Origin of the sequence: Bacillus sp. FSL R5-0434, assembly GCF_038004745.1 — a bacterium.
GTDB classification, from domain to species: Bacteria; Bacillota; Bacilli; order Bacillales; family Bacillaceae; genus Bacillus; species Bacillus halotolerans.
In genome coordinates, this window is sequence record NZ_JBBORV010000001.1 from 353,893 (window position 1) to 367,246 (window position 13,354).

Sequence of the window (13,354 nt, forward strand, 5' to 3'; positions counted from 1 at the left end):
GAAAATTTTAAATAGGTCTGACTCGGACGGCGCATACCTTAAAACCGGGCATTTTACACGCTGGATCTAGGCTGTCGCCAATCAAATCATTTACGTTTTGGGCATCCGCCCAGTGGATGGGAACAAATACTGTGTCTTTTCTGATGTGTTCTGACCATTTGCTGCGGACGGTGATGCTTCCGCGAGTAGATTCGATGTTCACGAGAACGCGGTCTTCGATATTGTAGGCTGCTGCTGTTTTCGGATGGATTTCCATAAATGATTCAAAATGTCTTGCGGCCAAAGAGGCGCTTTTTCTCGTTTGGACACCTGTTAAATAATGAGACATAACCCTTCCGGTCGTTAAAAACAACGGATATTCGGCGGTCGGCTTATCTTTTGGAACAACGGGTTCGTTTGGGATCACACTTAATGCCGCTTTTTGATCCGGATGTGCAAATGAGTCCTCAAATAAGCGCCCGGTTCCGGGATGATCAGGCTCCGGACACGGCCAGTGAATCCCGCCTTCTTGTCTGAGCCTGTCATATGTGATGCCGGAATAATCGGCGATTCCGCCGCGGCTCGCTTCTCTCAATTCGTTAAAGATATCCTCCGCAGACGTGTAGGAAAAATAACGGCCTTTTCCGAGAACGGACGCGATTTTGCAAATGATCTGCCAATCATGCTTTGCTTCTCCCGGGCAGGGGCGGCTCGCTTCCCTCAATGTCACGCGGCCTTCGACATTTGTCATCGTGCCTTCGTCTTCTAAGTAAGAGGATGCGGGCAAAATGACATCAGCGAATTTCGCAGTTTCAGATAGAAACAAGTCGATCGCAACAAAGAATGTCAGTTTCGACAGCGCCTGTTTGACAAGGTTGGCATTTGGGCTGGAGACTGCTGGATTGGAACACATTAGAAACAGCCCTTTAATGTCTCCATCGTTGATTTTTTCCATCATTTCATAGGCTGAGACGCCTTTTCGCGGGAGCTCATCCGGATTGACTCCCCACACTTTTGCAATATAAGCCCGATGTTCTTCGTTTTCAATGGAACGGTAGCCGGGAAGCTGATCTGCTTTTTGGCCATGCTCTCGGGCGCCTTGCCCATTGCCCTGGCCGGTGATCGCTCCGTAGCCCGAGTAAGGCTTGCCGATTTTTCCTGTGATCAGCACCACATTTAAGAAGCCTTTCACAGCTGCGGTTCCGTCGGTTTGCTGTTCAATGCCGCGGGCTGTAAACAGCATGCCGGACGTTTCCTTGGCAAACTTCATAGCGGCCTTTCGTATTTGCTCTAAAGGAACACTTGTCTGTTCGGCGATGTCTTTCAGATTTAAAGCGCCGGTATGCTGTTTGAGCTCATCAAATCCGTTTGTGCGCGTGCGAATGAAGTCTTCGTTTATCAGCTGTTCGTCTATGATGATTTTGACTAAACCGTTGGCAAGGGCTGCGTCTGTTCCGGGTTTGATTTTCAGATGAAGGTCAGCTATTTTTGTCGTCGCTGTTTCCCGGGGGTCAATAGCAATGAGATAAGCCCCGTTTTCTTTCGCTTGTTCAAAATACGGCATGATGGTCGGCTGGCATTCCGCGATATTGGTGCCGGCCAAAATGATCACTCGGGTGTGGGGGATTTCCGCTAAGGGATTCGTCAAGCCTCTGTCTGCTCCGAATGTTTGGTTGGCTCCGGTTGCTGCGGCGGACATACAGAGCCGGCCGTTGTAATCGATGTATTTTGTCTGTAAGCCGACTCGTGCGAACTTTCCTAACAGATAAGCCTCTTCATTCGTAATCGAGGCGCTTCCGTAGACAGCCATCGCATCATGACCGTGTTTGTCTTGGATCAGGGTGACTTGCTCTTTTATATAGTTCAGCGCTTCAGCCCAGGAAACAGGCACAAACTCACCGTTTTTTTTGAGCAGCGGCCGGGTGATGCGGGAGGAGTGCAGGGCATGCTGGTGGGCGTTCATCCCTTTCAAGCATAAACGGCCTTGTGTCGTGGGATTGTCGATGCCGATGGCTGTATACTTTTTCCGTGTGACGACGGTTTGTTCCACAAGCTGCATTTTGCATTGCATGCTGCAAAACGGACATTGGGTGTCGTATGTTTTTTCTGATTGGACGTCTTGCTGTTTTTCGCGGAAATATCTAAGCAGTCGTTCAGTCAAAATGCCTCATCCTTTCTTAAGTGCGCCAGCCTGTATAGGCTGATCTTGTATCAATGACAGGTCAGTTTGAAGGTTTTCCAGCAGCTGCGTCCGCAAATCCTGTTCAAATAATACCTCTCTGATATGAATGATGCCGAGGCGGTCAATCCACTGATGAACCGCTTCTGCGTAGTGAGCCGTTTCGCGATAATACTGAAGAAGGCCTTTCATCATAATGGCAGTATTTTCTTCGCTATCCGTCACACAAAACAGCATTCCGGCACGGGCATGCCCTCCCCGGATGCCGCCAGTGTAAATGTCCCAGCCCTCTTGTGTTCGAATGGCGCCGATATCCTGTATAGCAGCGGCGGTGCAGTCTTTTTCACACGACAAGCTGATGGATATGTGATCGGGCATGGAAAGCATGTCAGTATGTCTTTCGATATGGCTTGCCAGCTTTTGAATAGAGCGATCTTCCCCGCACGTACATGCTATGACACTTTGCAGCGAGCGGCGGTGCTGATGAGTGAAAACTGGCATGTGCAGTTCTTTTCTGATGTTTGCAAGGTCATTCGGCCGGATTCCGGAAAGCTTCAGCCTCTGGCCGTGAGTTATTGAAACATTGGGGATGCCGTATGTCTCGATGATGTTTGCGATGTTTCTGAGTTCCTTTGCATTTGTCAGCCCGCCGTACATTTGCGGAATGAGGGTGCATGTATCCTTGGGCGATGTTTCAGGAGACTGGATATACCCAGGCTGCAGCAATTCCATGTAATAGTGAAGCGCCGGAACACAAACGCGGCAGCCGTTTTTCGTTTTCCAGCCAAGCTGATTCATTGCCTCAGCAGGATCGGGGAAATGACATCGGTGCAGTTCGGCGATGACTTCATCTTCCGTCAAATCAGTGCAGCCGCAAAACGAAGGCTGGCCGGCTGGTTCTGTATATTCGCTGCTTTCCATGTATTTCAGAAGGTCTTCAACGAGCGGCTTGCAGCCTCCGCAAGAGCCGGATGCTTTTGTGCACTGCTTAACTTCTTCGACCGTTGTTAAGCCTTTCGTGTGCACCGCTTCTTCAATCAAACCTTTTGTCACCGAGTTGCATTGGCAAATGGGTTCAGTGGGAGGCATGGATGCAAATGAAATGCCGCTTTGATCCGGTTCGATCAGCTGCTTTTTGACAATGGAAATGTCTCTTTGTTTAAGCAGGCTGTCGAGAAGCCGCTGTTTATCACGTGTGTCTCCGAATAAAATTACACCAGCCAGTTTGTCGTTCTCAAAGAGGACTTTTTTGTAGCAGCCGGCATGTTCATCATGAAGCTTAATGCTCGTCGTGCCTGCGTCTTCGTGCACCTTTCCTGCCGACCACACATCAATTCCCGCTATTTTTAGGGCTGCAGATTGGGCAGAGCCACGATATCCTTCACATGGAGCGCCGCAGATGTGTTGAGCGAGGACTTTTCCTTGTTCATAAAGAGGCGCGACCAATCCGTATACCATTCCGTTGTGCTCGGCGCATTCCCCGACGGCATACACATTCGGTTTGCTCGTCTGCATGAATTGATTGACGATGAAGCCGCGGTTTGCGGCGATTCCTGCTGATGCAGCCAATTGGATATTGGGTCTTACACCAGCCGCCATCACAATCAAGTCTGCTTTTATCGAAGTTCCGTCTCTGAACCGGATACCATCTGCCCGGGAGCCTCCTGTAATGGATGCTGTGTCTTTCTCTAAAAGAAAGGTTAAGCCTTTTCGTTCCAGCTCAGACTGCAGCAGACGAGACGCTGTTTGATCGAGCTGTTTTTGCATAATGCTGGGAGAGTGGTGAATGACGCTGACATCCATGCCCAGATGCCGCAGGCCGACAGCCGCCTCAAGGCCTAATAAGCCGGCGCCGATGACCGCTGCTTTTTGATAACGTTCCGCCATGCTGATAAAAGCTTGGCAGTCTTCTATTGTCCGAAAGCCGTAAACACCTTCTTTGTCTGTCCCGGGTATGGGGAGAATATGAGGGGAGGAGCCTGTTGCCAGAATCAATTTGTCGTAGGACAGGCTGCGTTTTTGATCTGTGATGACTTGCTGCAAGTCTGTGTTGATTTGAACGACTGTTTCTCCTGTGTAAAGTGTAATGCCTTGCTTGGCGTACCATTCACTGCTGTTCAGCACAATGTCATTGAGCGATGCCTCCCCCTGTAAAACGGAGGATAAGAGAATGCGATTATAGTTGGGATGCGGTTCGCTGCCGAAAATGACAATCTCAAACATGTCACGATGAAGCTTTAATATTTCTTCAATACAGCGAATTCCGGCCATTCCGTTCCCTGCTACAATTAATCTTTGTTTCTTCATTTGCCAGACCTCCTTTGCCTCAGCTTGTAAGTTTTTCTCCTATCAAAAATTATGGCACAATGCTCAGTTAACGCATTAAACGTGTCACATTAGCTTACACATGTCTTTTCCGAAAAAATAAGGTCATATATTCTTAATTCAGAAAATTGAAATTTTTGTAGGGTCAAGAAAGGGGAATGTTATGAAGCTGTCGGAACTGAAAACAAGCGGTCACCCGTCCACTTTGCTCTGCTCGTTTTTATACTTTGATGTAAGTTTTATGATATGGGTTATGCTTGGGGCGCTTGGTGTTTATATTTCTCAGGATTTTGGCCTGTCTCCCTTTGAAAAAGGGCTTATCGTGGCTGTGCCGATTTTATCGGGATCTGTGTTTCGGATCATATTAGGCGTATTAACGGACAGAATCGGGCCGAAAAAAACAGCTGTGACCGGAATGCTGGTGACAATGATCCCGCTGCTTTGGGGAACTTTTGGCGGCCGTACGCTGACTGAGCTTTACGCGATCGGCATTCTGCTTGGCGTGGCAGGCGCGAGCTTTGCTGTTGCGCTTCCTATGGCAAGCCGGTGGTATCCGCCTCATTTGCAGGGACTGGCGATGGGGATAGCCGGTGCGGGTAACAGCGGCACCTTGTTTGCGACACTGTTTGGCCCCCGGCTTGCAGAGCAGTTCGGCTGGCACAGTGTGATGGGAATTGCGCTTCTTCCTCTGATCATCGTCTTTATTCTATTTGTTTTCATGGCGAAGAATTCTCCTGAACAACCGGCGCCGCAGCCGCTCAAAAACTACTTGCAGGTGTTCGGACAAAAGGAAACGTGGTTTTTCTGTCTGCTGTACAGCGTTACTTTTGGAGGATTTGTCGGGCTGTCCAGCTTTTTGGCGATATTCTTCGTCGATCAATACCAGCTGTCAAAAATTCACGCGGGAGATTTCGTCACATTATGTGTAGCAGCGGGCAGTTTTTTCCGGCCTGTAGGGGGCTGGATTTCAGATCGAGTCGGGGGCACGAAGGTTCTTTCTGTTCTGTTTGTCATCGTGGCTCTTTGCATGGCCGGAGTCAGCAGTCTGCCGTCTCTTTCAATGGTTATCATCCTTTTATTTGTCGGAATGATGGGACTCGGAATGGGCAACGGAGCAGTGTTTCAGCTCGTCCCGCAGCGCTTCCGGAAAGAAATCGGAATGGTGACGGGGATCGTCGGCGCAGCAGGAGGCATCGGAGGGTTCTTTCTGCCAAACATTTTAGGGTCATTAAAACAGATGACAGGCACATATGCCATCGGATTTATCACGTTTTCCTGTATCGCATTGCTGGCGTTTGTGCTTGTGATTGCCGCAGGATATTACTGGAGAAAAAGCTGGAGCGCGGAAAGCAGCCCGGCGGATGTTTGATGTTGGATGGGAGACACGCGATTGCGCGTGTCTTTTTTTGCTGTTTTCAACTTTCTCTTGATTTTAACTCGTGAAACAATCAGAATAAATAGTAATTATTACGATTTAAAACGGAAGGAGTTTTCTGATTGGAACAACACATTCTGCTCCCGGAAAAAACGGAGCGTCTTCGATATTTTGGGTCGGTCAGTCCCGTGAAAGGGCAAAAGCCTGTGGAAAAGGAGAACATGAAGGATCTTCAGAATATCAGAAAAGACTATTTTTTTGATATTCAGCAAGTAGGTGTCACCAATGTGTCTCACCCGGTCACTGTTGCCTCAGCGATGAAGCCTTGTCAGCAAACGACAGCAGCGAATTTTACCATGACCGCCAGCCTGCAGCGGAATCAGAAAGGCATCAATATGAGCCGATTAACAGAGCAGCTCCAACGCTATCATCAAAACGGCTGGATTCTCACATTTTCTTCTCTTCAGCAATTTACGAAAGAGCTTGCAGAAAACATGGATCAAATCTCGGCTTGCGTCGAAGTGCGGTTTCCATGGTATTTCGAAAGAAAGAGTCCAATGCTTGAGAAAGCGGGGCTGATGCATGCTGAGATGTTGATGTCTGTCACCTATCACGAAGATCAGCCGTTTAAACAGCGGGCCGGTATCTCGGCGAAAGTAACGACTCTTTGCCCTTGCTCTAAGGAAATCAGTGAATACAGTGCCCACAATCAGAGAGGAACGGTCAGCATTTTGGCCGATATTCATCCGGCGGCACTGCTCCCAGTCGATGTCAAAGCCGATTTGCTTCACGTTGCAGAATCAAATGCCAGCGCGAGACTGCACCCGGTGCTAAAGCGGCCGGATGAAAAGGCCGTAACGGAAACCGCATATGAAAATCCCAGATTTGTTGAGGATCTGGCCCGTCTCATTGCAGCAGACTTATATGAGCTTGAATGGGTGTCGGCCTTTGATATTGAATGCAGAAATGAAGAATCAATTCATCTGCACGATGCCTATGCGAAGCTTAGGTTTTCGAAACAGGAGGAATGACTATGAAACTTTCATTCTTATTAATTGCTGTTTTTGCGCCGGCAATTCTGCTGTCAGCCTGTTCTTATCATGCGGACGAGAAAGCGGGAGCTCAAATGAAGAAAACAGACAAACACATAGCGGCAGAGAAAACAAGCATTGATTGGACAAAGCCTTCCGGCGGAGAATACCCCGATATCAAGCAGCTGAAAAATGTCTGGATTGATGTGGACGTGAAACAGCAGAAGGCTTATATCAATGCCGGAAGCAAAACCATCTATACCATGATCGTTTCATCAGGACTCGATCAAACCCATGATGATTCCACACCGAAAGGCACATTTCATATCGAGCCTGAACGGGGAGAATGGTTTTTCTCTGAAGGATATCAGGAAGGGGCGGAATACTGGGTCTCATGGAAAAACCATGGAGAATTTCTTTTTCACAGCGTACCCATGACAAAGGACAAAAAAGTCATTGAAAAGGAAGCAAAAAAATTAGGGGCAAAAGCATCCCATGGCTGTATCAGACTATCCATTCCAGATGCGAAATGGATATACGAAAACATACCTGAACACACAAAAGTTGTGATCAGCTGAATAGAAAGCAGTTGACAAAAAGGAAAAAAGAACATACGATTTAAATCGTAATAATTACGTTTTGTTCGGAAAGGAGTTACTCCTATGTATAAATGGCTTATCATCGGCGGCGGAATTCAAGGGTCGACCTTGGCTGTGTATCTGGTGAAGAGCGGAAAGGTGTCTATCCATGATCTTGCGGTCATTGATCCTCATGAACAGCCCCTTGAGTGCTGGAAGCGAAATACGGCCCGCATTCGGATGAATGATTTACGCTCTCCATCGGTCCATCACATGGATACCGAGCCGTTCAGCCTGCAAACGTATGCGGATAAAAGCCAGTGGCCGGAGGTATTCTTCGGGAGGTATAAGCGCCCCTCTTTATCGCTTTTTAATCAGCATTGTGAAACTGTATTGGATGAGATACATATTGATCAGGCGTGGAAGACAGGCATGGTGACAGACTTGAGAAGAAAAAACGGATTGTGGGAAGTGAGGACAGATGCCTCCGAAACAATCAGGGGCGAAAGAGTTGTACTAGCCATGAGTTTTTCACAACAGCCTTGCTGGCCGGAGTGGGCACAGCCATTTCAGAATGACGGCATTTATCATGTGTTTGACAGGGATGTGCAAGGGTTAAAACAGGAAGGCGTAAAAGCGGCAGTTGTGGGCGGAGGGATCACGGCGGCTCATTACGCCATAAAGCTCTCAGATGACGGGCGCGACGTGACGATGTTCGTGAGGGATCCGTTCCGCACCTATGATTTTGACAGTGATCCGGGCTGGCTTGGCCCGAAGTATATGAAAAGATTCAGCAAAACGTCAGACTATCAAAAGAGAAGACAATGGATCACAAATGCCAGACATCGCGGCTCCTTCCCGAAGGACATCTCAAGAAAGCTTGCTGTCTATAGAGAAGAGGGCAGGATAAAGGTCATTCAGGATGAAGTGATATCATGTCAAAAAACAGCTGACGGCCGGCTGCAGATACAGCTGAAGAAAAATGAATCGTCATACACATTCGAACATATCGCGCTGGCAACAGGCTTTGCCTCTGACATCAGCCGATTCGAGTGGGTTCAAAAAGCAGCGCAAGCAGAGCAATTGCTTTTTGCCGGCTGCGGCTTTCCGATTGTCGGCAAGGATTTGCAATGGGGAACGGGTTATACGTGATGGGTGCCTTTGCGGAACTTGAAATCGGGCCGACAGCGAGAAATATTTCCGGGGCGCGAAAAGCGGCATTCACCATTACACATACGGCATTTAAATCGTAATGATTCTATTTTGAGAGGGTATGATCACAATGAAAAAAATTCCGGTTACAGTACTAAGCGGCTATCTTGGCGCGGGAAAAACAACACTGCTCAACAGCATTTTGCAAAATCGCGAAGGCTTAAAAATAGCCGTTATTGTAAATGACATGAGCGAGGTAAACATTGACGCGGGGCTGGTCAAGCAGGAAGGCGGGCTTTCCAGAACAGATGAAAAGCTAGTGGAAATGTCAAACGGCTGCATTTGCTGCACACTTCGCGAGGATTTGTTAGTCGAAGTGGAGAAGCTGGCAAAAGACGGACGGTTTGATTATATCGTAATCGAATCGACGGGAATCAGCGAACCGATCCCGGTGGCCCAGACATTTTCTTATATTGACGAAGAGCTGGGAATCGATCTCACCAAGTTTTGTGAGTTAGATACGATGGTGACAGTGGTCGATGCGAACCGTTTTTGGCATGACTATCAGTCGGGTGACAGCCTTCTGGACCGCAAAGAAGCACTTGGGGAAGAAGACGAAAGAGAAATTGCCGACCTGTTAATCGATCAAATTGAGTTTTGCGATGTTCTGATCTTAAATAAATGTGATTTAGTCAGCGAGCAAGAGCTTGAACAGCTTGAGAAAGTCCTTCGCACCCTGCAGCCAAGGGCTACATTCATTCGTGCTGTCAAAGGGAACGTCAAGCCGCAGGAGATTTTACATACGGGGCTATTTAACTTCGAGGAAGCGAACGGATCTGCCGGCTGGATAAAAGAGCTGACGGCAGGCCATGCAGCCCATACCCCGGAAACCGAGGAATACGGCATTTCTTCATTTGTTTATAAAAGACGGCTGCCATTTCATTCAACGCGCTTTTATCACTGGATGGATCAAATGCCTAAAAATGTTGTCCGCGCCAAAGGTATTGTCTGGTGCGCATCGCATAACAGCCTCGCTCTTCTGATGTCCCAAGCCGGCCCGTCCGTAACGATTGAGCCGGTATCTTATTGGGTGGCGGCAATGCCGAAGCTTGAGCAGGAGCAAATCAAACAGCAGGAGCCGGAAATATTAGAGGATTGGGACCCGGAATTCGGCGATCGTCTGACGCAGCTGGTGTTTATCGGAACAGACTTGGATGAAGACGCCATTACGAAGGAGCTGGATCAATGTTTGCTGACTGAATATGAGTTTGATTCCGATTGGTCGCTGTTTGAAGATCCATTTAAATGGAAGCTGAATCAATAGGAAAAAGCCGTCTCCTGCGGAGCGGCTTTTTTTAATGAAACGTTTGTTTAAAGATAATGCGCGTATTTCTTCTCAAGGATATTCTGAAAAGCCGCCGCTACGGAGCAAATGGCCCAATAAATGAGCGCGGTCAGAATATACATGGTCATGTAATCAAACTCTCGGCCCCCAATAATTTTCGCATGCTGGAGCAATTCCGGCACCGTAATCATCGCGGCGAGCGAGGATGCCTTGATCAAATCGAGCAATACATTGGCGAGCGGAGGCAGCGCAATACGGATCGATTGCGGCAAAATGATGCCCCTCATCGTCTGCCAATAGGAAAGACCGAGCGAGGATGCGGCTTCCCACTGCCCTTTTTCAACGGATGAAATGGCTGAACGGTTAATTTCCGCAATATAAGCGGCGCTGTTGAGGCTAAAGCCGATCAAAGCGGCCGTAACGGCAGAAAATTCAATGCCGATATAAGGGAATCCAAAATAAAGGATAAACAGGATCACCAAAATCGGAACGCCGCGCATAAAAGAAATGTAAAGACGCGCCGGCCATCTCAGCAGGGCAATCTTAGACATTCTGGCGAGTGATATAAACAGCCCGATTACCGTTCCCGCAAACATGCTGACAAAAGAAATAAGCAACGTGTACCCTATACCTTTTATGACATAAGGAAACGATTCAATCGCCAGCTGTGTGTTGAAAATATATTCCCACTGAATGCTGTACATCATGGCGTCTGATTACAGGTCAACGTCTTGAACGTCGATATCCAGTTTCTTTGATACATCCGCTTTATTAAAGAATTGTTTCGACAGCTTTGTCAAAGTGCCGTCCTTGCTCATCTTTTTCAGCGTCTCGTTCATTTGTTTCTGAAGCTCAGTATTGCTTTTTTTCATGACAAGGGCCTGTTTGTTCGGCATGTACTTGATGTCAGGATGGATCGTGATGTTAAGATCCGGAAATGCCGCAAGTGCCAGTGTCTGCAGGTAATAGTCGTTTAAGATGACATCAGTGCGGCCGTTGGCAACATCTTTTAAATACTGCTCGTTGGTCGCGTTATCATAAATGACTTCTTGTGCGCCGTATTTTCTGGCAACGTCCATATAGACAGTTGTCGCTGCGCCAGCCGCTTTTTTCCCTTTTAAATCTTTCAGTGTTTTAATCCCTGATAAATCATCTTTTCGGACAATGGCTGTGCCATATGAATATTTATAAGGAGAAGAAAACGCGAACTTCTTCTCGCGGTCCTTTGTCACATCTATATCATTGGCGGCAGCGTCAACCTGGCCGCTGTTCACCGCTGTCAGCATCCCGTCGATGCCCATTTCCTTGAACTCGACTTTGAGCCCGAGACGCTTAACCGCTTCTCGAACAACTTCAACCTCATAGCCTGTCAGTTGATCCTTACCTGAATCGGTATCATGATAGGACGTAGGATAAAGTGTGCCGGACGTAGCAACGACGATTTTTCCTTTTTCTTTGATCTGCTCCCAGCCTGTATGCTTGGAACCGGCTTCATCTTTGCCGGAACAGGCTGCCAGTATAAGAAAGAAAGCCATTGTAAAGCTAAAGATAACGGCTTTTGATTGCTTACATGATTTCACCTATGTTTCCCCCAATCTGTTAATCAACTAAAAAGATAGCATTGAACATAAGGGGTTGCAATATGTTGATGGCGTTTTCAAAAAGTTCGAATTGTGTATACAAATGAAGCTGCGAGTTTAAAACCAGCCGGGAAGGGAAGGAGTCATAAAAAAGGAGTTGGCCAAGGATGAAAGCACTGACATACCAAGGGAAAGAGCATGTGGAAGTGAAAGAGGTTGAAGCTCCACGGATTCAGGATGCAAGAGATGCTATTATCCGCATTACGGCAACGGGTATTTGCGGCTCTGATCTTCATTTGTATAAAAACGGGATTCCGGCTGCGCCGGATTATATTATCGGACATGAACCGATGGGAGTAGTTGAAGAGACCGGAAGCGAGGTTCAATCACTAAAAAAAGGCGATCGTGTCGTGATTCCGTTTAACATTGGGTGCGGCGAATGCTTTTATTGCAAGCATCAAATGGAGAGCCAGTGCGACGAATCAAATCCAAACCCGCATACCGATGCCGGCGGTTTATTTGGTTTCTCTGAAGATAACGGCAATTTTCCCGGAGGGCAGGCTGAATACTTGCGGGTGCCGTTTGCTGATTTTTCATCCTTCAAAGTTCCTGCCGACAGTGAGCTTAAGGATGAACAGGTCTTGTTTCTATCCGACGTGATGCCGACAGCATATTGGAGCGTGGAGCACAGTGGAGTGAAAAAAGGCGATACCGTCTTGATTCTGGGAGCGGGGCCGATTGGATTAATGGCGCAAAAATTCGCTTGGATGAAGGGAGCGAAACGCGTCATCTCCGTTGATCAAGTTCCTCATCGCCTGGAGCATGCAAAACGGACAAACAGCGTGGAAACGTTCAACTTTACAGAACATGATGAGATCGGGAAGCTTCTTTATAATGAAACGGACGGCGGAGCGGATGTCGTTATTGATTGTGTCGGAATGGACGGGACCCCGCTGTCGAAAGAAAAAACATCTGAAAAGCCGAACCAATTCGGAACCATCAGCCCGATTCTCACCGCGTCTGAAGCAGTCAGAAAGTTCGGCACAGTTCAGCTGACAGGGGCATATATTTCTCAAGCGGACGGTTTTCCGCTCGGCGATTTCTTCACCCGCAATGTCTCTGTCAAGATGGGACAGGCACCCGTCATTCATCTGATGCCGATGCTGTATCAAATGGTTGAGCAGCAAGAAATTGATCCTACTGATATCATTACGCACAAATTAAGTCTTGCTGATGCCCCTAGAGCATATGATATATTCGATAAGAAAGAAGACGGCAACATCAAAGTCATATTGAAACCATAATGGGGGAGTTACATGAAGAACTATAAACCGGCCGGATTTTGGATCAGACTAGGAGCTTCATTACTGGATTACATTATTGTCTCGGTGCCCCTTTTGCTGATCTATTGGCTGATCACAGGAAAAGACCCGAACGACAGCATGATTATCAGCCTGGTCGTTTTGCTGTACTCTATTTTGCTGCCGGTATTTTGGCAAGGTTATCTCATCGGAAAAAGGATTTGCGGAATCAGAATCGTAAAAAAAGATGGGTCACAGGTCGGCCTGGTTACCATGATTATGCGAGTCATCATTGCCGGACTGGTTTACGGCATAACCTTCGGGCTTGGCTTAATTGTCAGCCTTTTTATGATTGGGCTGAGAGAAGACAAACGGACGCTGCATGATTTTATCGCAGGAACATACGTGACTTACGCATCACCGGGAGAAGAAGAACTATATACGGACGAACAGATCAGAAAGAGCGAATAGTGGTTCGCTCTTTTTATTTTGTATACATAAAAAACCAA

The 13,354-nt window shown here is 47.6% G+C and carries 12 protein-coding genes; 8 read left to right on the forward strand and 4 right to left on the reverse strand.

Annotated features, from left to right (window positions below; all coding sequences use genetic code 11):
• Positions 1-7: 7 nt before the first annotated feature.
• On the reverse strand, positions 8-2,140 hold the full coding sequence (gene nasC, locus NYE43_RS01890; protein ID WP_185848304.1) for an assimilatory nitrate reductase catalytic subunit NasC: 2,133 nt from the start codon (positions 2,138-2,140) through the stop codon (positions 8-10).
• A gap of 6 nt (positions 2,141-2,146) precedes the next feature.
• Positions 2,147-4,465 (reverse strand): nitrite reductase large subunit NirB, encoded by a 2,319-nt coding sequence (gene nirB / locus NYE43_RS01895; protein ID WP_340928043.1) that lies wholly within the window; start codon positions 4,463-4,465, stop codon positions 2,147-2,149.
• Between the two features lie 181 nt (positions 4,466-4,646).
• Here nirB and NYE43_RS01900 point away from each other — a divergent pair, with 181 nt between their 5' ends.
• From NYE43_RS01900 to zinU, 6 genes are all read left to right on the forward strand, one after another.
• The gene (locus NYE43_RS01900; RefSeq protein ID WP_024120167.1) at positions 4,647-5,852 is read left to right on the forward strand and encodes an MFS transporter; all 1,206 of its coding nucleotides are present in this window, start codon (positions 4,647-4,649) and stop codon (positions 5,850-5,852) included.
• 128 nt (positions 5,853-5,980) lie between these two features.
• Complete coding sequence (gene folE2, locus NYE43_RS01905) at positions 5,981-6,889, forward strand: GTP cyclohydrolase FolE2 (RefSeq protein WP_185848301.1); 909 nt, start codon at positions 5,981-5,983, stop codon at positions 6,887-6,889.
• 2 nt (positions 6,890-6,891) lie between these two features.
• Entirely contained in the window at positions 6,892-7,467 is a 576-nt protein-coding gene (locus NYE43_RS01910; RefSeq protein WP_024120168.1) for a L,D-transpeptidase, read from the forward strand.
• Between the two features lie 84 nt (positions 7,468-7,551).
• On the forward strand, positions 7,552-8,619 hold the full coding sequence (locus NYE43_RS01915) for a lysine N(6)-hydroxylase/L-ornithine N(5)-oxygenase family protein (RefSeq protein WP_260627292.1): 1,068 nt from the start codon (positions 7,552-7,554) through the stop codon (positions 8,617-8,619).
• On the forward strand, positions 8,598-8,720 hold the full coding sequence (locus NYE43_RS01920) for a hypothetical protein (RefSeq protein ID WP_260627291.1): 123 nt from the start codon (positions 8,598-8,600) through the stop codon (positions 8,718-8,720). Before NYE43_RS01915 ends, NYE43_RS01920 begins: the two co-directional genes overlap by 22 nt.
• A gap of 29 nt (positions 8,721-8,749) precedes the next feature.
• Complete coding sequence (gene zinU / locus NYE43_RS01925) at positions 8,750-9,943, forward strand: zinc metallochaperone ZinU (protein ID WP_024120169.1); 1,194 nt, start codon at positions 8,750-8,752, stop codon at positions 9,941-9,943.
• 47 nt (positions 9,944-9,990) lie between these two features.
• On the opposite strand, the gene NYE43_RS01930 is transcribed toward zinU, so the two are convergent.
• Positions 9,991-10,671 carry an amino acid ABC transporter permease gene (locus NYE43_RS01930; protein WP_026014657.1) on the reverse strand — a complete coding sequence of 227 codons (681 nt, stop codon included), beginning with the start codon at positions 10,669-10,671 and terminating at the stop codon, positions 9,991-9,993.
• 9 nt (positions 10,672-10,680) lie between these two features.
• Entirely contained in the window at positions 10,681-11,544 is an 864-nt protein-coding gene (locus NYE43_RS01935; protein ID WP_185848300.1) for a transporter substrate-binding domain-containing protein, read from the reverse strand.
• A 167-nt stretch (positions 11,545-11,711) separates the two neighbouring features.
• On the opposite strand from NYE43_RS01935, the gene NYE43_RS01940 reads away from it, so the two are divergent.
• Both NYE43_RS01940 and NYE43_RS01945 read left to right on the forward strand, forming a co-directional pair.
• Entirely contained in the window at positions 11,712-12,848 is a 1,137-nt protein-coding gene (locus NYE43_RS01940) for a zinc-dependent alcohol dehydrogenase (RefSeq protein WP_185848299.1), read from the forward strand.
• Between the two features lie 12 nt (positions 12,849-12,860).
• Positions 12,861-13,316 (forward strand): RDD family protein, encoded by a 456-nt coding sequence (locus NYE43_RS01945; RefSeq protein ID WP_185848298.1) that lies wholly within the window; start codon positions 12,861-12,863, stop codon positions 13,314-13,316.
• Positions 13,317-13,354: the final 38 nt, after the last annotated feature.